The organism is Chloracidobacterium sp., from assembly GCA_016711345.1.
Lineage (GTDB): Bacteria > Acidobacteriota > Blastocatellia > Pyrinomonadales > Pyrinomonadaceae > OLB17.
This window is the reverse complement of sequence record JADJTD010000001.1, coordinates 1,902,104-1,921,631: the sequence shown is the minus strand read 5'-3', so window position 1 is coordinate 1,921,631 and position 19,528 is coordinate 1,902,104. Positions and strand designations below refer to the sequence as shown.

Below are 19,528 nucleotides of genomic sequence, written 5' to 3'. Positions count from 1 at the left end.
CCTTTTGTGTTTTGTGTGTTTTATTTTGTGTTGTGTCAGTTGTGTCAGGCGTTGCGGTCTGCAACAGTGACACACTTAACACAAACGTTCTTTCAAAACTCGATCCTATACGGCTCTGCCGTCATGATGAGCGGAAAGGCTTGCCTTTCCGGCAGATTTTCCCTAAATTATCCAGAGGCTATGCCTCTGTTATGCCTCAAGTCTCATTCAACACTCCCTTTTATTTTTTCACGTCGGTGACTCACCACCGCTTACCTATATTTTGTACCGATAAGATGAAGGATGTTCTTTGTAGAGCATTTGATGAGGCTCGTGTTTCATCGGGAATGCTCTTCTTCGCGTATGTAGTTATGCCTGATCATTTTCATTTCATAACTGACAGTAAGCGTTCACCTTCAGACTCGCTGCGTTACTTGAACGGTGTCACGGCAAGGCGAGTGATCGACTACTTGAAAGACAATAACTACTCTTCTTCTCTAGATAAACTAAGACAAGAAAAAAAGAAAGATGGATATCAATACTCGGTATGGGAACACCACTCTGACAAATTTCTGTTGACCAGCGAATCGCTGTTAATGCAAAAAATAAATTACATCAATCAAAACCCGGTCGCGGATGGTTTAGTAGAGATAGCCGAGGACTATAGATACTCGAGTGCCAGGATATGGCGTGGAGCTCCGTTAGAAGATGAACCATTGGCCATGAACATTGATCAGATCAAATGGCGAACCGGTTAACGGAGGCATAGCCTCGCTTATCTTAAGGAGCCTCCCGGAAAGGCAAGCCTTTCCGCTCATCATGGCGGCTGAGCCGCAAGAATCGAATTGTCAAAGATCTATTTTGTGTCAGCTGTGTCAGTTATTAGGGGTGACACAGCTGACACAAGCTTCATTGCCTTAAATATCTAGCGGCCGTTGAAAACGATATTCCCAGGCTTTCGCCGATCTCGCGGCTGCTCTTTCCATCCGCTGACATCTCTTTTACCCTCGCGATCAACTCTTCTTTCTCTTTATCGTTTGCGGCTTTCAGATGTTCACGTTCGGTTGCGGTTCCTTTGAACGCGAACTGCAATAGCGAATCGCGTTTTTCGATGTTGCAGAGGAGGACGTTGTCGGCGTGGTAGACGATGGCCGAGTTTCGGGATTTGATCTGCTTTAGGTAGCGTGTGCCGGTTTCTTTGTGGCTTTCGCCAATGGCGAATGAGGAGTCGCAAAAGTTGATGAGCATCTTCGAACCTTGCAGGTCGTTTCTGCCCAGAGGCTTTGACGAATCGCGTTTCGGCGTGTGAGCGAGAGCCAAAATAGAAATGCCGTGCCGTGATTTCAGTTCTTTCAGATACTTCATCAGCGGCAAAGCGTTCCTGGCGTTCTCGGTCTCATCACGCAGGTAAGTCAGATTGTCGATGATCAAAACATCGGCCTTATGTTCGACGATAGTGCGGTCGAGCGATTGATTCAGGAATTCTTCAAACGTCTTGTTGCCGTTCAAGTCGCTCGTTTCAGGATCGACCTCGGCACGCTTAAAGTTGTCGTTGAATTTGTAATGGTCAGTGCAATGCTCCGCACCAGCAACACGCTCACTCAAACGCGACTCAAACTGCTTGTCCGTAAGTTCAAAGTCGAAATAGACGACGGTCTGCGGCCCGCACTCCGTGTTCAGAGTTGCGGCTTCAGCCGCGATACCACGTTGTTCATTATCAACGTTAGGATCACGCGTAAACGCGTTACTCTGAACTCCTCGACTTATGAGGTCACCGATCTGCACCGCCAAGATCGACTTCCCGACGTTCGTATCGGCGAACAAGATACAAAGCTCGCCTTCGTACCAGAATTCGCCGAATAACATTTTCGGCGAAGGGCGTGACTTGGCTTCGTTTAGCCATTGGTTGCCGGTTTTGACGACAAAGAGGTTCGCCGCCGCAGTATTTCCGTCAACCCAACGCGAACAGCCGTCAGCCATTATCGAAAGCCGCTCGGCGATCTCTTCGCGAGTCGCTCCCTCGTCCTGAACGCACTGACGTATGTAGTCAGAGATGTCGCGGCCATGCTTTTCAGCCATTTCGTACTCAGCATGAACATCCAACACCTTGACCGACGCAGCGGACTTGGAAATGAGCCTCGCGGCTTCGTTCGCCTGAACGCCGCCGGGCAGATCGTGGTCGCGAACGATCACAACGTTCGTCTTGTCTATCCAGCGGTTAAACTCAGGCCGCCAGTTCTTGAACGACGAAGCGATGAAGCCTAATTCCGTTAGACCATCTGCATCCTTTTCGCCCTCGGTCAGCCAAACGTCGCTGCCGTGACGAGCTTTGCTTGCGAGTTCCTGCAAACGGTAAGGCACTCGCTCGACGTAGTTAAGATTCCAAACCTCATTACCGTACTTATCGTAATGACGCTGCCGGAAATCCTTCGGCTCAAAACGCACGTTCTCATACAAAAGCTTCCCTGTTTCATCCGTGTACCGGTAAACAGCGGCCACCTTTGGCTGCGGCGATGCGAAATACGTTATGCCGTCCTGTGAGAACGACTGTTTTATGACAGGCACTCTCTGTGAAACAAAAAGGTCCTTCCACTCAATGCCCATTGCCTTTACAATGCTTTCCGTCGGGCAACCCGCAAAGCACCTGAGCAGCACCTTGCCGCCCGTTTCATCTACCTTCAACGATTGTTTTTTATCTTCATGTGCGGGGCATCTAGCGATAAAGCCGTTCTGGCCCTTCCTAACCCCATTAAGTTTTTGTGTTATTTCATGTATTGACATTTGTAGCACGCTTGATTCAAACTGGACGCACCCCGACAAAGCGAGACATCACCCAATTAAAATAAGCGTGAAAAAAAGCCTACCACAAAATTGTGCCATTGTCAAGATATATTTTACCCGTGCAACAAGAAATATGTGTCTCATCTGGAACATCCGGCACGTGTGGTGCGGTTATTTTAGGTGTTACAGCAAAGGGCATAACAAAAATAGTATCTTATAGAGTATGAAAACCTATTTGAGAGTGGTGACGATAACTATCAGCGTCTTTATTGGTGGAATTCTTATATCGGGCCAGTCCAATTCTGAGGCCCAATTGCCGTCGAACAACAACATCACTTCAAACTCTAATATTGAATCAATAGAGGTGCTCAGAGCTCAACGGGACCTTATGAGCAGGTATGACCAACGACTTCTCGACACTGTTTACTATGCCCTTGGTGGGCTAGCCACTACGATACTAGTAGTAATCACTCTGGGTTGGATCTCGAATTTTAGAGTGTATAAAAATGACCTCAATGAAATGAAGAGAGAACTACGTGATGAGGTGGCCAACATTAAAGCCTCAATGGGTGATGTTGCTAAGACCGCTGGAGAGCAAGCGGTAAAGGCATCTCTTAGAGATATTGAGAAATTAAAGTTTGAATTTCTCAAATTTGAGGCGGAGAAATGGGAACGCGATAAGGTATATGGGCTTGCCTTGGGCACATATTCAGAGATGCTGCCGCTGGCGGTATCAATTTTGGCCAAACTCCATGTCCCAAATACACTACAGAACATGATAAGGATCCTGAGGGACCATGAATTTGAGACTCACTCTTTTAATGTGACTGATATTGTCGAAAAGCTGAACGCCCTTCCTATTGACTTCGCTATGGATGTCGAAGCGGTGAAGACGCTCCTATCGGAAAACCGAACTAGGAAAAAAACTAACGTGTGAAGTTGAAATATCTGGCACAGTAGGTGCTATTGGTCCAGATGTTCCAGCGACGATGTTCCCTTTCTTTCACTTTCCCTCTGGTGCTAAAAAATGTATCGGTCGCAAAGGGAACCGGCGGCGTGCAGCATCATCAAGAGCCGTGTAATATTCGATCCACAGATCGAAGAGTCTTTCCAAATCAATTAATGTTATTTTTCTCTTTTCCTGAGTTCGAGCTTCGGTCCGAGCATCTTTCGTGAACGAGCCAGTCGTAACGAAGAGACCAACATCGTCATCGCTCAAGAGAGCCATAAATGAACGTAGGCCGTCCACGGTTATCGCTTGTTCCATCCGCTTAACTTGCACTTTAATTCGGGGAGGCCTGGTTCCTAGCGGATCGCCATATGCCAAAATATCGATACCGCCATCCTTTCCGGGCGGCGAAATCCATGAGACGTGGTAGCCCATCGCTCGGAGGAGAGAGGCAACTAGCTCCTGAAATTCATACGGATTGATTTCCCTAAGAAATTGTTGTATCTCTTCCCAAGCTTGTTCTTCAGCTTGCTCGAATGTGATGCTGACTTCCTTATTTGACTCGTCGGAAAGGTCATCTTCTGCTACTGCTGGAGACTCAACAGCAGATTGGTTTTGGGTTCGTTTCCATTCCCCGTACAACTTAACGGCTTCCTTGTAGAAGGTCTCGGGATCGGTGTAGCTATTGTAGGCTGTTCTGCCCTCTTCAGTTATGCTCCATGTTCCCTTGTTTTTAAGAAACCATCCTGCCCGAGCACAGTCGATTGTGGCGAAACGAACAATCTTGTCGATTCTAATGCTTCCGGAGTCGTAGTAACCTTTTTCAAACTCGGTCAATTCAATTCTGTTAGCTAATTCGGCAAGGGCGTTTTTCGCACGCAGGCCATCTGGTTGGCTCATTAAAATCTCGAAGAGTTTTCTTAATAACTCGCCGGTGCGTCGGTATGTAATGTTAGGCATATGGCAGAATTTTCTTTGTAAGGTCGGAAAAGGACCCTTGGAACATCTGGAACATGTGTTTCAGTCTTGCCAGATGTTCCAGCCAGAGGTTGATCATATCCTCAGCGGCATGACTATGTATTTGTAGTCGTAGGTGGTTTCGTCGGCGATGGACATTTGGGTTTGGGCGTTGGCGTCTTTGAATTCGAAACGGACGCGGAGCGGTGCTTTGCCTTCGCGGGCTGTGGCGGTTCCGGCGGCGGCTTTAGTTGACCCAGTCGCTATCGCTCCCGGTTCTGACTCGGAGGCTGCTGCCGGTTCTGCCCCTGATGCTACTGCTTCGAGGTCGCCGGTGGCGGCGTTGTTTAGGAATTCGAACAGGTACTGCCAGTTAAAGCCGAGCTGGATCTCTTCGCCCTTGTAGTCGGCCTGGACCTTCTCGCTGCCTTCGCCTTCTTCGCTGGATTGGGCGGTGACCTCGATCTCGCCTTCGCGGATGGTCATGCGGATCGAGCGGTTGCGTTCGTCAGCGATGAGCGACATACGGCGGACCGCTCCACGCATTTCTTCGAGGTCAAATGTGGCAGCTTTGTCGTTGTCCTTGGGCATTACCATCTCGTAATTAGGAAATTGGCCGCTGAGTTTGCGGGTGATGAGCAATCTTCCCTCAGTCTCAAAGTAGATGTGGTTCTGGTCCTCGCCAAACGAGACCTCGCCATTGGCACGTGCAAGCTTGACCAACTCCAAAAGTGCCTTTCTCGGCACGAGCGTGTCCATCACAGCGTCTTTGTCGTCGATAGCACGCTCAACATAGGCGAGGCGGTGGCCGTCGGTCGTGATCATCTTTGCTCGGCCTTCGCCAAGGATGAATTTGGCACCGGAAAGCGTAAACCGTGACTGTTCGTTAGTGATCGCAAAGGCAGTGTTGCGGATAAAGTAGTTGAACGTCTCTCCTGCAAGCTTGAGCGGTGTGCTCTTAAAAGTCGGCAGCTCGGGAAACTGCTCCTTGCTCACACCTGCAAGACGGAAATTAGCATTGCCGCATTTCATCGTCACCCAGTTGTTGTCCTCTTTCTTGAAATGCACGTCGCCGGCACTAAGGGCACGAGCGATGTCAAACAGCTTACGTGCCTGTATACAGATCGCACCGGCCTTGATGATCTCAGCCTCGGCGTCGCAGCGTATCGTGCAGTCGAGGTCCGTTCCGACGATGCGGATCTCATTCTCGCCGATCGATTCGATCAGGATGTTGGACAACACAGGTATGGTCGTCTTACGCTCAACAACGCCCTGGATAAATCCTAATTCTTCTTTTAATACGCTCTGCTTGATCTTGAATTCCATGATTACTTCTCCTCAAATTTCATCTGTGAGATACTATACCACATCGTTTCACCTCTTTTCTACAACTAATAAATTCAAATCAGAGATTAAGAATAGTAGTAGTAATAGAGCCTGTGTAAATGTGTAAAAACGGCCTAACTTCTTATAATAAAAGGCACTTTTCCTTCCACACCCTATTGTGGAAAACCTGTGGAAAACCTATCCGGCCTGCGGATAACCCTTTCAACCCCGACTTTTCCACCTCTATCCACAGCCAATGTTTGCCTGAGCCTGCGGATATGTGGAAAAACAACATTCAAATATCAGAAAACAAACGACTTACGTCTATCTAAGTCTTTCGCCACGTGTGGAAAAGTTCACGAGCGTTTCAATGCTAAAACATCTTTAACTAGCTGCAAAGATTATCGATAAGGTCTTTTATTTCCCTGTGGAAATTACGGTCGTCCTTTTCTAACGCCGTTATCTTCTCAACCGAGTGCATCACGGTCGTATGATGCTTGCCGCCGAACTCTCGGCCGATCTCAGGAAAGCTGTGTCGGGTCAACCTTTTACACAGATACATCGCCACTTGCCGAGGCACAGCGACGGAACGCGAGTTGCTCTTGGCCTTCATCTCCTCGACCGACAATTTGTAGTGCGAAGCGACCTCACGGGCGATGTGTTCCATCGTCAACCCGGCAGGACGCTCGGCGTCGAGGATGTTCTTCATCGCTTCTTTAGCAAGATCCTTTGAAATCTTAACGCCTCTCATCGAAGCGATCGCAAGCAGGCGAATAAGCGAACCCTCAAGTTCGCGGACGTTGCTCCTGACCTTGCCGGCAATGTAGATCGCAACGTCATCCGACAATTCGATGCCGTCCATGTCGGCCTTACGTTTTAAGATCGCAACCTTTGTCTCAAGATCAGGTGGTTCGAGATCGGCGATCAAACCCCACTCAAAACGCGAGTGTAGACGCTCTTCAAGCGTAGGTATCTCTCTGGGAGGGCAATCGCTCGAAACGATGATCTGCTTCTGGCTGTTGTGGAGAGTGTTGAACGTATGGAAAAACTCTTCCTGGGTTCGCTCTTTGCCAGCCATGAACTGAACGTCATCCATCAGCAGAACATCGATCGATCTGTATTTGTCTCTAAACGCAGGCGTCTTATTAAAACGGATCGCATTGATCAGCTCATTCATAAAACGCTCGGACGTGATGTAAGAGACACGCATATGCGGACTGCGGGCCTTGATGGTATGGCCGATCGCATGCATCAAATGAGTTTTACCTAAGCCGACACCGCCGTAGATAAAAAGCGGGTTGTATGTCGTGCCGGGAGTCTCAGCCGCAGCCTTGGCCGCAGCGTGTGCAAACTGGTTGCACGAACCAACGACAAACTTTTCGAACGTGTATTTAGGGTTTAAGTTCTCCTCTACCGGCTCGATGTCGATGAATGGTGCCGAGCTGCTGGTCGGCCTCACAGGAGAAGAGCTGCTCTTTGGTGAAAAGAAGATCTCAGTTTCCGGCTCGTCAGCGAATAGTGGTTCATGCGGTTGATCAGCGTCGATCTGCCATTTCAGACTATAATCGGAAAGCCCTGTCTCAGCCAGCATCACATCAAGCATCTCCGCATAATACTCACAGACCCAATCTTTGGTGATCTGTCCCGCTCGAAGGTTCAAGGTCTTCTGTTCGTCATCCTGATTGATGAAAGTGATCGGGCGAAACCATGTGTCATAAACATCCTTATTCAGGCGGCGTTTGACAAGGTGAAGAACGTCCTTCCAAGCGGTTGATTTTTGCGAAATTGCTTTCAAAATAGTCTCTCAAAGACGGCTCTTCGCAGAGCGGCGTCTCTCGCTCGATATCGTCCGACAAAGTGTGTGTCGGTCCCCTTGTTCAGCGCCTTGTTCTTAATGACAGGGCTTTGTATCTTGGTGTTTTGCGACCCCACGAAAACCGGGTGCCGCTAAGGTTATTCACAGCTTTTTCACAGGCTTGTGAAAAAGGCGCGTAAAACTTAAAGTAACTCTTTAAGCCATTTACTATCAACGGTTTACAACAGCTTAATATTCGATTCGGATAACAGACTAACACGAAAAAGAAGACAAGCGCAAACGAAATCCACAGGTTTTTTTCGGACAGTTTAACATAGATTTAACTTGCTTTCGTGTCAACAATTCGCTCCCTTTTTCGAATGTGTTAGGATAAGAAATCAGTCAAAAAAAGCGCCGAAAACTGATCAAAAATGCAAAATTATTTTCATAAAAATAATAAAAATGACAGCGAGCTTTTTCGCAAGATCGAACAGGTGTGCGAAGGCCTGACCTACATCAGTGAAGCCGACGCTCCCATTCAAGCATTTTTCGGTCAACCAACCGACACAGTCACTGGTGAGATAATTTTACAGCAAGCAGGTTTGTCACCGGAATCGGTTATCGAAGAAAAGAATTTTAGTGATCTTTTTGTGCGACTGGCGACGATCAAAGACTGGCATGGCGAAGCAGAAATTGCCCGCGCAAAAAAATTCCTCGAGCTGAAAACTCTGCTCGAGGAAAATTTGCGTGACCTGAAAGTGTTCCGAATTGGAAAGAGACGGCTCGATATTTTTGCCGTTGGTATCGACCAAGACGGAAACCTAATGGGAGTTACGACCACAGCCGTGGAAACTTAGTCTAGCTTCACGCCTAAAGGCGTAACTCTGAACGAATCATTTCTGCGAGATGTGACTGGCTCCGCTTGTATTTTTATGAAGAGATGCCGGCGTTCCTGTGTAGACGATCTTGCTAGCTCCCGAGGCATCTACCGAAAGATCTTCGGAAACGTTTACATCGATATAGCTGGCACCGCTGGCCTCCACATTAGCTTTTGAGGCCTTCAACTCTTCGGCATCAAGCTTTGAAGCCCCGCTTACCTCAACATTCAATTTTGTCGTCTCACCGGCGATCTTTAATTTCGAAGCGCCGCTGGCCTCTACTAAAAGGCTTGAATTCTTAACACGGCTCAGCGTCAAATTTGCCGCACCGGAAACGTCAAGGTTGTCGATATCAGGAGCTGAAATACGCACTTTTATCTGGTCCGTCGGCGAGAGTTTTCCTTCGGCCTCGATCTTCAAAACACCGTTCTCGATCTCTGTCGTGATGAGCGGCAAAAGATTGTCGTCGGTCTCGATCTCAAAGCTGAAATCCTTCTGTGCGGTGATCTCGACGACAAAAACACCGCCAACCTCGACCGCATTAAATCCTTTCAGGTCGCGTTGCTCCGTGATGATCTTGCCCGAGCCTTTCTCGCCTCTGAAATTGACCGAAAAATGGAAAAGACTGTCGCTCATACGCCCAAACGAGAATATATTCGAAACAACAAGCCCGATTATTAGTGCCGATGCAAATATTATAATTCCTAACCTTTTCATAATTCCCTCCGATGTAAAACTTGCTTACAGTCAGAGAAAACGAACGCAAGACAGAAAAAGTTCTGGATTTATAAGCAAAAGGCCCGCGATCGCTCGCGAGCCTTTCAATGTCGATCAACAAATCGAGGTTACTTCGTTTTTGGCGAAACGGTGTTTGCCGCTTTGTCGTCCTTGCCGGTCTTTGCTCCCTGCGACGTGTTTGGCGTCGGCGAGGAAGAAGGTTTACCAGTCGGCGAACCTGCTTTCACAGGCGATCCGCTTGGCGAAGCGCTTGGGCTAGGTGCGACGCTTGCCGATGGCGAAGGGCTTGCGACGGTCGGCTTGACCGGTTCAGGTTTCGGTGGCTCGCACGCACCAAGAACGGCGACGCTTGCCGCCAAAACTGTCGACAAAATGAATGATCTTCTCATTGTTTACTCCTATTGTTGAAGCTCGCACATTTACAAGCAGCGTGTTACGCCCTTACTAACGTGTGCAGGCTTCTGCAAAAAACGCGAACGAAACGCCGTCCGCAGCACAGGCATCCGCAGCCGGACTGATATGAAGCGTCTTTCTGCAAAAGGTAAGCATAAATTGCCCGCTCTTTTGCCGCTCCAAATCAACGCTGCGCTCGATAGAACGTGCGAGCTTAGATTACTTGCAGGATTTTTGTTGATAAAAAACTATTCGACCACTTCAAAATCGATGGACTGGCTCGTTATGGCGTTTTTGCCGTCAGCCAAGAGGTCTTTGATTATTATCTGAATAGAATAATCGCCTAGATCCATCTGCGGTTTTAGCTTCAAATAGCCAAAGTCGTTGATACGTGTCCAGTCGGCCTGCTTTTCGAGTTGTGCGCTTTGAGGTGCGCTATCCATGACCAACTCGCCGTTGTAATAGAGCTTTGTTTGAACCGAGAGTTTTGGCTGGCCCGTTGATGGATCGAGTTTGGCATTATAGACAGTATAGGCATAAGCCATCACCGAGCCGCGGGGAAACCGGCGGATAGCGGGAACCGCAGCAGTCATCGTCGCTGTAAGAGCTTTTTCAGGCTTGACAGCTTCAGGGATAGTAAATTTCCCTGTCGAGTCGACCTGTGCGACAGTCAATCCCGAAACAAAAACTCCGGTTTTCTTCAAATCGGGTATCTCGACCAACTGGTACGAAGTGCCGATATGTTTGCTCGCCGTGTCTTTTACGGCAACGCGAAAGTTGTAGGTGCCTGGTTTTTTGACAATAACATCGGTCGAGTAGATCAAACCATTCTTCAGAATTGTTGGCATGAATACGGCCTTTTCTTTGTAGATGACACCGTGTGTAAATTCGTCAACGACCTTGCCCTTTTCGTTGAGAGTCACGGCAACGACATCGAACTCCGTTTTTTTCAAGCCGTCTTTATCGTCGACAAAGGTGAGATCGCTCCCGTTTATGCGGAATAACGCTCGGACGACATTTCCGGCCTCGGCTGAATTAACAAAATAGGCTGAAAGCTTCACATCCAAACTGGGGCGCGGCAGCGGAGCAGCGATGGCCTCGTAGAGGTCGCTGTCTTCGGTTTTGCGTTTTGGCTTGGCGGTTGGCTCGACAACGCCAAAAAATCCGGCTCGCGAAACGACCTTGAGGTCAGGTTGATTGACCTTTATCTCGATCTTGTTGAATTTCTTGCCTTTGAAGGTATCTTCTGACGGCTCGTAACCGATCAGGTAATAGCCCGTCTCTGTGGCTAGATTTTTTTTAATCGGGCCGTCAAGGAAGTTTTGATTCTGGGTAAACTTTCCGCCAGTCTCGCGTGCGAGGAACCTAAGCCCGTTACGCGAATTGCTGACGATGTCACCTCGCTCATCGCGAATATTATTGGTTGCCAGAATATCATCCTGTGCATAGACCTCGTCACGGGCCTCGATCATACCTTCGTCAAACACGCCCCGCACGTCCATCGTATTGATGACCACAGACGACCGGTTTGCCAGCTCCGTCAGTTCTTTCATTGGGCCGATCGAATCAAGGAAACGTCCGTTACGCTCGAAAATCGATAAACCATCGGAAAGAAGGAACATGATCTTTCGTCCAGGCACACGCTGCAAACCCTGAACCACATATCTGATCACGCCCAGCGTTCCAACGATCTGATTGTTGGCTGCCATGTCCTCTGTATGTTGACGAGTTCTTTTTTCGGTTTCCGTTTCAATAGTATTTGTGACCGGGCCGCTTGGCGTTTGTTTAATGTACGTGTTCGATTTAGCTGCAGCGAAAAAACTTCCGTCATTTGAGGCGCAGCTACCCATAGGCGGCATCCAACGGATCTTGCCAGCTATTTTTAGCAAGCGGGCCTTGTCGTTTGTATATTGCTGAAGAGTGTTGCTGCCCGAACGCGTCTGATATATCGCTACCATATCGGTCGGCTGCATTTGTTCGCGGATAAATTTTTCGAGGCCTTCTTTCGAAGCTCTCATTCCGATGTTTGAGGCCGCGCAATTGCCGTCATCGACAATGAAGGTGATAATTCGCCCGGGGTTTGCCGGTGAGATCTTTACAGGCGGAGCGATCGGAGCGTCTTTTATCTTTACCTCGGTCTTTTCCTTTACTGTAGCTGCTGGCGCAGCAGACTGGCCCGCTTCGGTATTGACGTAGGAAAGATTTGTGATCTTTTGCGGCTTGCCGTCCTCGAGAACTGTGAAATCGGCCGCAGTCAGGTTTCGCACCTGATTGCCGTCCTTATCAACAACGATCAAGTCGAGCTGGACCAATTTCGTCGTGATCTTAACGACATCGTTGTCCTGATTCGGCGAAGCCTCCGGCGTCGGCGTTTGCTGCTGGCCAAACACCGAAAGACACAACATAAACAAAACGACAAAGGGCGCGACTTTTCTCATAACACCGCTATTAAATGTGATTTGCCCCTAAACGTCAAGGATGTCTTATGTTCGTTGCATCGACACATTGAGAATATGTGTCGATAAAATCGAATAACATCGACATATTTCCTTGACATGTCGCTGGTATCGACATATCCTGCAAATGTGTCGATAAAACGACAAAACGCTAACACATAATGCCAAAATGGGATCCGACAATACCTTATCAGGAACTGCCGCAATTGCCGCCGGCGGAAGAAATTGAGACAAAAGCCGTGCTGCGCCAATGTATAAACTCGCGTGCGGCCCTTGCCGAACTAAAACAGGCAGCCCAACTGATCCCAAATCCCGCGATACTCATAAACACTTTGCCGCTGCTTGAGGCAAAAGCAAGCTCTGAGATCGAGAATATCGTTACGACCACTGACAAACTGTTCGAGCATCTGAAAAACGAGGGAAATGCCGATCCTGCAACCAAGGAAGCTCTTCGCTACAGTTGGGCGTTATTTCATGGATTTCAGACCCTTGGCGAGCACCCGCTTAATACTAGGACAGCGGAAATGATCTGCAGCAATATAAAGGGAGTCGAGATGCGAGTTCGCCGGATACCGGGAATCGCATTAGGGAACGAGGCTCGCGGCGAGATAATCTACACGCCGCCGGTCGGTGAAGATGTTCTGCGAGGGTTGCTCGCAAACTGGGAGAAGTTTCTTCATGAACAAATAACCCTCGATCCGCTGATTAGGATGGCGGTCGGACATTATCAATTCGAGGCGATCCATCCATTCACGGACGGAAACGGAAGGACGGGACGCATTATCAACAGCCTGTTTCTGATCGAACAGGGGCTCCTTACTTTGCCGGTGCTATATCTGAGTAGGTACATTCTCAAATATCGAGGACACTACAACCAAGTGTTGCTTCAGGTGACAACGGAGAAAGATTGGGAGTCATTGATCCTGTTCATATTGAGAGGCGTCGAGGAAACATCGAAATGGACCACGGCGAAGATCGCGGCCATCAAAGAGCTAACAACCCATACACTCGAATACGTAAAAGAGACGGAACCAAAGTTATACAGCTATGAACTGGTAAATACTATATTTGAGTTGCCATATTGCCGGATCGTTAACCTGGTAAATAGGGGTATCGCTAAACGTCAGGCAGCCTCTCAATACCTGAAAAAGCTGGTCGATATAGGCGTTCTGGTCGAATTTCCGTCAACCAAGGAAAAGCTGTTTGTTCATCCAAAGCTGATGCAATTGCTTACGCAGGATGTAAATGACTTCAAGCCCTACAAATAACAATCGATACAAGAGCAGAACTAATCGATGCTCAGCTTAGGGTTAGTTTTTTCGGCTCTGCCGCTTGCTGAGCGGAATGGCTATGCCTTTCTGAAACGCCCACCTAAAGAATAGAGGCTGTGCCTCCGCTTCTTGCCGCGTTAGCCGCAATGTAGCCGTAGGTTTCAACCCACGCAAAGCTAGTGTAGAATTATCCGCGTTGCGTCAGCGGTCGGCGTTAATAGTATTTAATCGTCAACGTTTGAACTGAAGCATTCATAAATGAGAACCGAAATCAGAAATACAAAAGGCGAGATTATTTTTGAGTCTGACGAGCCTCTGGATAGGGCGTACTTAGAAGATCGCGATTTAAGCGATGCGATGTTTGAAAATGCGAACCTTGAAGGCATTTGTTGGATGGGGACGGTTCTTCGTAACGCTAATCTAAAAAATGCAGATTTGTATTGGGCAAGTCTTTTTACATCGGATTTGAGCGGCGCAAATCTTGAAATGGCCAATCTTCAGGGAGCAGATCTGAAAGAAGTTAATCTTCGCGGTGCAAACTTGAGAAGCGCCAATTTGGGGTTGGACAATCTGGGCGGCTCAACACAATTAGAAGCTGCAGACTTACGAGACGTAACAAACGCAAATTTTAACGGCGCAAGATATGATTCTCGAACAAAATTTCCAGATAATTTTGATCCACAGAATCACAACATGGTATTTGGTGAAACAGGCTGATCAAAACTAGGAAATGCATAACTAATTAATGGGGCGAAGACGGAAACAGCTACTTTCTTATTACGTTGCTCATTGATTCTTAGCTTGCATGCCGGGGGTTTGGCCCAATGTTATCCCTGCCGTTAGATGGTTCGCCTACGCTGAAGACAGAATTGCATGACTTACATCCTGACAAAAGACAGGCTGAATAATTCTTATGAAGAGTGGCAAGCTGGCTACTCGGCTTATAGCGCCTATCTTAAATCTGTTAAACATCGGTTGCCGCGATGCGCCTACGAATTTGCCGCCGCTTTGTGGCATTACAATTTCGAGGATCATCGTTCGCCCCATGATGGCTGGCTTGAGGAGATTATTATCCGCGAGTCTGCCTTCGGGGAGAGAGCGGAGAATCGTTCGTTTGAAATTGTCGTTCGATTATTTGCCGCATATCACGATGGGCACATTGAATTTAAGTATTCAGATGTTCAAGGTTATTCATTGGCTTCAGATATTACGAATGGCAGAGGCCATGGAGATTGGTTGTATGATGAGGTCAGGCTGTCGGAGCGAGGGTGGGTACTTCATGAAATCGAATGGTCGAGAGGTGGGCTTTGGCTCATAGAATGCATCGATGTGGCGTATAAATGGATGCCGCTCGGTTCTGCAGAGGCCGCCGTCTTACAAAAGCATCCCGCGTCGAGGCCGCCTCCCGGTTAAGGGCCGCACAGCCTATTTCTTTTTTCTCCTCTTTCTGCCGCCGACTGAGATGGTTTCTTTGAGGTTTAGCAGCTGGGTGTCAGCGTCGATGTTGAAATTCCGGCAAAATGGAGCGCATTTGTCATCATTTCCAATAAGGATCGTCTTTCCAGTCGATGGGAAATCCCATTGTTCTGCAATCAACGACCGTATACTTTTCAAACAGTGCTCTTAGTCTTTTAATAAAGCTTGATTGCGGGTTTACCTGCCGAAGCATATGCACAAGACAGCATAGGAAATAATAGATCTTGTCATTGGCTGGTGGCGTAGTATTTACCCAAAATGAAGGTGGTTTTTGGATGAGTTTTGGTGTTTCGGTCAATGTCCGATTCCAAAGACGACTATGATGTGCGCAGATATTTCGAACATAAGTCATACTGCGTATCCAGCTTTGAAAAACTCGCGGCTCTGAAAGCCCAAAGTGGTTTGCGATGTGCTTCTTAGCAGGTGAAGAAAACTTGAGGTTGTTATACAACCTGGATAGCAGGCCCAATGAAGCTACCTCAAAGGAGATCCACGCTGGCGGCCTTTTCTCAGAACTATATTTGGCGAAAAAGTGTTTGATAAATACTTCACCTGAACGGGCGACCTCCTCATCGATTTTCTTGACCTGTTCCGCCCATCGAGTGCGATCACCAAAATGCGCCGGATCGAGGAACCAAAATGGACCATAAAGGTTCGAGGGTTGGTAAATAAGTTGCGTCCGGAATGCGATCTCGACCCTCTCGACTGCATCAAAAACAAGCAGCCGAAATTCCCGGTCAAACAAATAGTGATCCAGAACCTCATCAAAGGTTGTTCCGGTTACATAATTGTCTGTGGGCAACTGACGATACGGGTAGAGATACGCGCTTAACCTGTAATAACTGATATTTGAAAGGTAATGGGCAGCTTTTGCGTGATCGGATATTACCAAACCTCTTCCCTCCAGATGCTTTATCTGGTCGGCTATTGGGAGTGAAGGTTTGATATATTTCATGTTAAGAACATAAGAAAGCCCACCGATTTGAGCGTGCCTTACGGCAGAGGCTTGGCGGGCATGGTCATTTTCAGCATACGGCACGTAACTATTACTGTCAAGAGGATTGCTTTCCTCGGTAGTGATGCAGCACCACCCTTTCCTCGACTACGCGATGCGGCGGTTGCCTTGCGGTTACGGGCCGCGCGGCCTATTTCTTTTTTCTCCTCTTTCTGCCGCCGACTGAGATGGTTTCTTTGAGGTTTAGCATTAGGGCATCGTTTTTGATCTCGGGGCGGTTGAATTTTAGTTGGGTGTCGATGTCGATGTTAAAATTCCGGCAAAAGGGAGCGGCGTTGATGCGCCAGTTGCAGAGATTTTGGATCACGGGGAACGCCTCAGCCGAGCGCGCGCTGGTAGGTTCGATGGCGATGATATCGCTAACTCGTGAGTAATTTAAGTAAACCGCGGCGGGTTTCCCCAATAGGTTGTACATGTTGCGATTAAGCAAGATCAGCTTTGCCGGGCTGATGGTGACATGAAGCCGTTTTGACGCCGCCTCGTTCGGCCCGCCGTGAAATCTCTCAAATTCTCTATCAAGTGCCATAATGTTTCACAGATTACACGCCTTTGCGCGTTGTGTCAAGCGCAATTTGCGAAAATTTGTGACCTCTGTGTCTTCGTCCTTTGTGATCTTTGTGTTTAAAAAGCTTCAACACAACGGCCACAGAGTTTTAAGACACAAAGAACACAAAGCGCATTGCGCCTGTGACCGGCAGGATTCCGTCTATCTCAGACACGTCTTATTGATTTTGGGCATTTTAGCAGTGTCGTGGAACAGGGCCTAAAAACCGGAAAAATGCGATGGCTTTTTGATAGTTTGAAATGGCTTTTTGGGGGGTGTCCGATGGCTTTTTGGGGTCGTGCGATGGCTTTTTTCAGAAAATTTACATCACAAAGGCACGAAGTACACAAAGAAAATACTCCTTTGTGCTCTTAGTGCCTTTGTGGTGTAGATCTTAAACGTCGAGATTTTTTACGTCGAGAGCGTTGTCCTCTATAAATTTGCGCCGCGGCTCGACCTGGTCGCCCATTAGTACGGTGAAAATGCCGTCGGTCTCGATCGCGTCTTCGATACGAACTTGCAGCATCGTTCGCTTTTCAGGGTCCATCGTCGTTTCCCATAGCTGCTCAGGGTTCATCTCGCCCAGACCTTTGTAACGCTGGATGGTGAGGTCCTTTTTGGCCATCGCCATGACCTTTTCGAGCAAATCTTCGCGGGTGTTTACGGTTTCGCTCTTGCCGTTTTCACCGACGATGAACGGTGCCGGAAAATCGATCTCGAGCGACTTTCTCAGCTCGATTGCTTTCTGAAACTCGACGAGGCTTGCGAGGTTCCAGTCGATCTGCCGCGATGTGCCGTTAGGAAATGAAAGGTTGATGCTCCACAGACTGTGCTCGGTGTCTTCGACCAGATCGGTGCTGTATTCGCCGAGCAGCTTGCCTTCTATTTCAGCCATCATTTCGCGGTCGCCAAAAACCTTTCGCAGACGCACCGAGTTTTTGACAAGCACGCCGTCTTTACCGGCGAACGCATCCAGGATCATCGCGACCAGAGTTGGATCGTTGTTGAGGCGTCGGGCTATCCGCTCGGCGTAATTCTTGAGCTGTTTTGTTTGATCTAGGACCTTTGTTAGTTCACGGCCGGAAAATTCCTTTGTCTCAGATTTTATCTGGATGTCGCCCGTCGCCATTCGCATCAGGTAGCTGAACATTGCCGGTTCATCCTTGATGTACTCTTCCTTTTTGCCGCGTTTCACCTTGTAAAGCGGCGGCTGGGCGATGTAAACAAAGCCGTTTTCGAGCAGTTCCGGCATCTGTCGATAGAAAAACGTCAACAAAAGCGTGCGGATGTGGCTGCCGTCAACGTCGGCGTCGGTCATCAGGCAGATCTTGTGATATCGGAGCTTTGTAACGTCAAAATCCTCTTTGCCGATGCCTGTTCCGAGTGCGGTGATAAGGGCCTTGATCTCACCGTGGCCGAGCATTTTGTCGAATCGTGCCTTTTCGACGTTTAGGATCTTACCCTTGAGCGGCAAAACGGCCTGATTCTTGCGGTCTCGTCCCTGTTTTGCCGAGCCTCCGGCCGAATCACCCTCAACAATGTAAATTTCTGACAACGCAGGATCTTTTTCCTGACAATCTGCTAATTTTCCTGGCAATGTAGATGATCCCAAAGCACTCTTACGGACGATCTCTCGTGCCTTACGGGCCGCATCGCGAGCACGTGCGGCATCTACGGCCTTGCCGACGATCTTTTTAGCTACGCCCGGATTCTGCTCAAAAAACTCGCCAAGCTTTTCGTTAAGAAACGACTCGACCGGCCCTTTCACAGGCGAGTTAAGCTTACCTTTTGTCTGCCCCTCAAACTGCGGCTGAGGTATCTTGACACTGATCACAGCCACCAACCCCTCGCGAACATCGTCGCCGGTGAGCGTGACCTTAGCATTCTTCGTCAGGCCCAAGGCTTCGGCGTAGTTATTGATCGTACGAGTGATCGCACCGCGAAAGCCGGATAAGTGCGTGCCGCCATCGACGGTATTGATGTTGTTGGCGAACGAAAAGATCTTTTCGTCGTAACTGTCGTTATACTGCATCGAAACCTCGATCGAGAGTTCGTCGTCGATGAGCTCGAAATACAGCGGTTCGTCGTGCAAAGGACTCTTATTTTTGTTGAGATGCTTTACAAATTCTGCTATCCCCCCCTTATAGTAAAACTCATGCGCTTTCTCGGGCTCTTCTCGCTCATCTTTAATAAAGATACGTATGCCCTTATTCAAAAAGGCCTTTTCTCTCAACCGTTCTGATAGCTTTTCAAAACTGTAAACAGTCGTCTCAAAAATGCTCGAATCAGGTCGGAATGTGATCTTTGTACCGCGTTTTGTGGTTGTGCCGGTCTGTTTGAGCGGGGCGACCGGTATTCCGGCCTCAAATTCCATCTCGTGGGTTGCTCCGTCGCGCCAGATTTCTAATCGCAGGTACTCGCTTAGAAAGTTGACGCAAGACACTCCAACGCCGTGCAAACCGCCGGAAACCTTATACGAATTCGAGTCGAACTTACCGCCCGCGTGCAGGATAGTCATCACGACCTCAGCCGCGCTTCTCCCTTCCTGTTTATGTATGTCCGTCGGAATTCCGCGGCCGTTATCGATGACCGTTACGGAATTGTCCATGTGGATCGTGACCTCGATAGTATCGCAATAGCCTGCGAGAGCCTCGTCAACCGAGTTGTCGACGACCTCGTAAACCAAATGATGCAGCCCGATCTCGCTTGTCGAGCCGATGTACATCGCCGGACGCTTACGCACTGCGTCGCGACCCTCTAAGACTGTTATCTGATCTGCGCCGTATTCCTGTTTTGCTTTAGCCAATTTATAATATCCTCGTGTCTGAACGTATGTTTTTATGATTTGTTTCTTGCCGCTTCTTGACCTCTGGATTGTGAGTTATTAGCGACTCGAACGGATGGAAAATATCCACATAAACTATCCAATTATTTTATCATTTTTTAGGGAATAAACACAGAGGGGAAATA

At 48.3% G+C, this 19,528-nt stretch carries 16 protein-coding genes; 6 read left to right on the top strand and 10 right to left on the bottom strand.

Annotated features, from left to right (window positions below):
- Nucleotides 1–32 precede the first annotated feature (32 nt).
- Nucleotides 33–737: a transposase gene (locus IPL32_08035; protein MBK8465765.1), complete on the top strand. Its 705-nt coding sequence runs from the start codon at nt 33–35 to the stop codon at nt 735–737.
- 151 nt (nt 738–888) lie between these two features.
- Here the strand turns inward: IPL32_08035 and IPL32_08030 are convergent, their stop codons facing one another.
- Nucleotides 889–2,760 (bottom strand): AAA family ATPase, encoded by a 1,872-nt coding sequence (locus tag IPL32_08030; protein ID MBK8465764.1) that lies wholly within the window; start codon nt 2,758–2,760, stop codon nt 889–891.
- Nucleotides 2,761–2,983: 223 nt separating this feature from the next.
- Between IPL32_08030 and IPL32_08025 the strand changes: the two genes are divergently transcribed.
- Nucleotides 2,984–3,697, top strand: a complete 714-nt coding sequence (locus IPL32_08025; GenBank protein ID MBK8465763.1) for a hypothetical protein — start codon at nt 2,984–2,986, stop codon at nt 3,695–3,697.
- 66 nt (nt 3,698–3,763) lie between these two features.
- On the opposite strand, the gene IPL32_08020 is transcribed toward IPL32_08025, so the two are convergent.
- The 3 genes from IPL32_08020 to dnaA form a co-directional block, all read right to left on the bottom strand.
- A complete protein-coding gene (locus IPL32_08020) occupies nt 3,764–4,669 on the bottom strand; it encodes an Mrr restriction system protein (protein ID MBK8465762.1) in 906 nt (301 codons plus the stop codon).
- 93 nt (nt 4,670–4,762) lie between these two features.
- On the bottom strand, nt 4,763–5,992 hold the full coding sequence (gene dnaN, locus IPL32_08015) for a DNA polymerase III subunit beta (GenBank protein MBK8465761.1): 1,230 nt from the start codon (nt 5,990–5,992) through the stop codon (nt 4,763–4,765).
- Between the two features lie 388 nt (nt 5,993–6,380).
- Nucleotides 6,381–7,778: a chromosomal replication initiator protein DnaA gene (gene dnaA / locus IPL32_08010; GenBank protein ID MBK8465760.1), complete on the bottom strand. Its 1,398-nt coding sequence runs from the start codon at nt 7,776–7,778 to the stop codon at nt 6,381–6,383.
- 440 nt (nt 7,779–8,218) lie between these two features.
- Here dnaA and IPL32_08005 point away from each other — a divergent pair, with 440 nt between their 5' ends.
- On the top strand, nt 8,219–8,644 hold the full coding sequence (locus IPL32_08005) for a nuclease A inhibitor family protein (GenBank protein MBK8465759.1): 426 nt from the start codon (nt 8,219–8,221) through the stop codon (nt 8,642–8,644).
- A gap of 36 nt (nt 8,645–8,680) precedes the next feature.
- Here IPL32_08005 and IPL32_08000 read toward each other — a convergent pair whose 3' ends face one another.
- From IPL32_08000 to IPL32_07990, 3 genes are all read right to left on the bottom strand, one after another.
- On the bottom strand, nt 8,681–9,382 hold the full coding sequence (locus IPL32_08000; protein ID MBK8465758.1) for a DUF2807 domain-containing protein: 702 nt from the start codon (nt 9,380–9,382) through the stop codon (nt 8,681–8,683).
- A 128-nt stretch (nt 9,383–9,510) separates the two neighbouring features.
- A complete protein-coding gene (locus IPL32_07995) occupies nt 9,511–9,792 on the bottom strand; it encodes a hypothetical protein (GenBank protein ID MBK8465757.1) in 282 nt (93 codons plus the stop codon).
- A gap of 252 nt (nt 9,793–10,044) precedes the next feature.
- Nucleotides 10,045–12,234: a VWA domain-containing protein gene (locus IPL32_07990; protein MBK8465756.1), complete on the bottom strand. Its 2,190-nt coding sequence runs from the start codon at nt 12,232–12,234 to the stop codon at nt 10,045–10,047.
- Between the two features lie 179 nt (nt 12,235–12,413).
- On the opposite strand from IPL32_07990, the gene IPL32_07985 reads away from it, so the two are divergent.
- From IPL32_07985 to IPL32_07975, 3 genes are all read left to right on the top strand, one after another.
- The gene (locus tag IPL32_07985; GenBank protein ID MBK8465755.1) at nt 12,414–13,520 is read left to right on the top strand and encodes a Fic family protein; all 1,107 of its coding nucleotides are present in this window, start codon (nt 12,414–12,416) and stop codon (nt 13,518–13,520) included.
- A 261-nt stretch (nt 13,521–13,781) separates the two neighbouring features.
- The gene (locus IPL32_07980; GenBank protein ID MBK8465754.1) at nt 13,782–14,240 is read left to right on the top strand and encodes a pentapeptide repeat-containing protein; all 459 of its coding nucleotides are present in this window, start codon (nt 13,782–13,784) and stop codon (nt 14,238–14,240) included.
- A gap of 156 nt (nt 14,241–14,396) precedes the next feature.
- Entirely contained in the window at nt 14,397–14,936 is a 540-nt protein-coding gene (locus IPL32_07975) for a hypothetical protein (protein ID MBK8465753.1), read from the top strand.
- Nucleotides 14,937–15,060: 124 nt separating this feature from the next.
- On the opposite strand, the gene IPL32_07970 is transcribed toward IPL32_07975, so the two are convergent.
- From IPL32_07970 to gyrB, 3 genes are all read right to left on the bottom strand, one after another.
- Nucleotides 15,061–15,954, bottom strand: a complete 894-nt coding sequence (locus tag IPL32_07970; protein ID MBK8465752.1) for an Abi family protein — start codon at nt 15,952–15,954, stop codon at nt 15,061–15,063.
- Nucleotides 15,955–16,144: 190 nt separating this feature from the next.
- Nucleotides 16,145–16,540, bottom strand: a complete 396-nt coding sequence (locus IPL32_07965; GenBank protein ID MBK8465751.1) for a hypothetical protein — start codon at nt 16,538–16,540, stop codon at nt 16,145–16,147.
- 412 nt (nt 16,541–16,952) lie between these two features.
- The gene (gene gyrB / locus IPL32_07960; GenBank protein ID MBK8465750.1) at nt 16,953–19,364 is read right to left on the bottom strand and encodes a DNA topoisomerase (ATP-hydrolyzing) subunit B; all 2,412 of its coding nucleotides are present in this window, start codon (nt 19,362–19,364) and stop codon (nt 16,953–16,955) included.
- Nucleotides 19,365–19,528: the final 164 nt, after the last annotated feature.

Bases quoted from the DNA above. Each gene is read 5' to 3' on its own strand.
- IPL32_07995 (MBK8465757.1), bottom strand. From the start codon at position 9,792: ATGAGAAGATCATTCATTTTGTCGACAGTTTTGGCGGCAAGCGTCGCC.
- IPL32_08000 (MBK8465758.1), bottom strand. From the start codon at position 9,382: ATGAAAAGGTTAGGAATTATAATATTTGCATCGGCACTAATAATCGGG.
- dnaN (MBK8465761.1), bottom strand. From the start codon at position 5,992: ATGGAATTCAAGATCAAGCAGAGCGTATTAAAAGAAGAATTAGGATTT.
- IPL32_08030 (MBK8465764.1), bottom strand. From the start codon at position 2,760: ATGTCAATACATGAAATAACACAAAAACTTAATGGGGTTAGGAAGGGC.
- IPL32_07985 (MBK8465755.1), top strand. From the start codon at position 12,414: ATGCCAAAATGGGATCCGACAATACCTTATCAGGAACTGCCGCAATTG.
- IPL32_08025 (MBK8465763.1), top strand. From the start codon at position 2,984: ATGAAAACCTATTTGAGAGTGGTGACGATAACTATCAGCGTCTTTATT.
- IPL32_08005 (MBK8465759.1), top strand. From the start codon at position 8,219: ATGCAAAATTATTTTCATAAAAATAATAAAAATGACAGCGAGCTTTTT.
- IPL32_07970 (MBK8465752.1), bottom strand. From the start codon at position 15,954: ATGAAATATATCAAACCTTCACTCCCAATAGCCGACCAGATAAAGCAT.
- IPL32_07965 (MBK8465751.1), bottom strand. From the start codon at position 16,540: ATGGCACTTGATAGAGAATTTGAGAGATTTCACGGCGGGCCGAACGAG.
- IPL32_07980 (MBK8465754.1), top strand. From the start codon at position 13,782: ATGAGAACCGAAATCAGAAATACAAAAGGCGAGATTATTTTTGAGTCT.
- IPL32_08020 (MBK8465762.1), bottom strand. From the start codon at position 4,669: ATGCCTAACATTACATACCGACGCACCGGCGAGTTATTAAGAAAACTC.
- IPL32_07990 (MBK8465756.1), bottom strand. From the start codon at position 12,234: ATGAGAAAAGTCGCGCCCTTTGTCGTTTTGTTTATGTTGTGTCTTTCG.
- IPL32_07975 (MBK8465753.1), top strand. From the start codon at position 14,397: ATGACTTACATCCTGACAAAAGACAGGCTGAATAATTCTTATGAAGAG.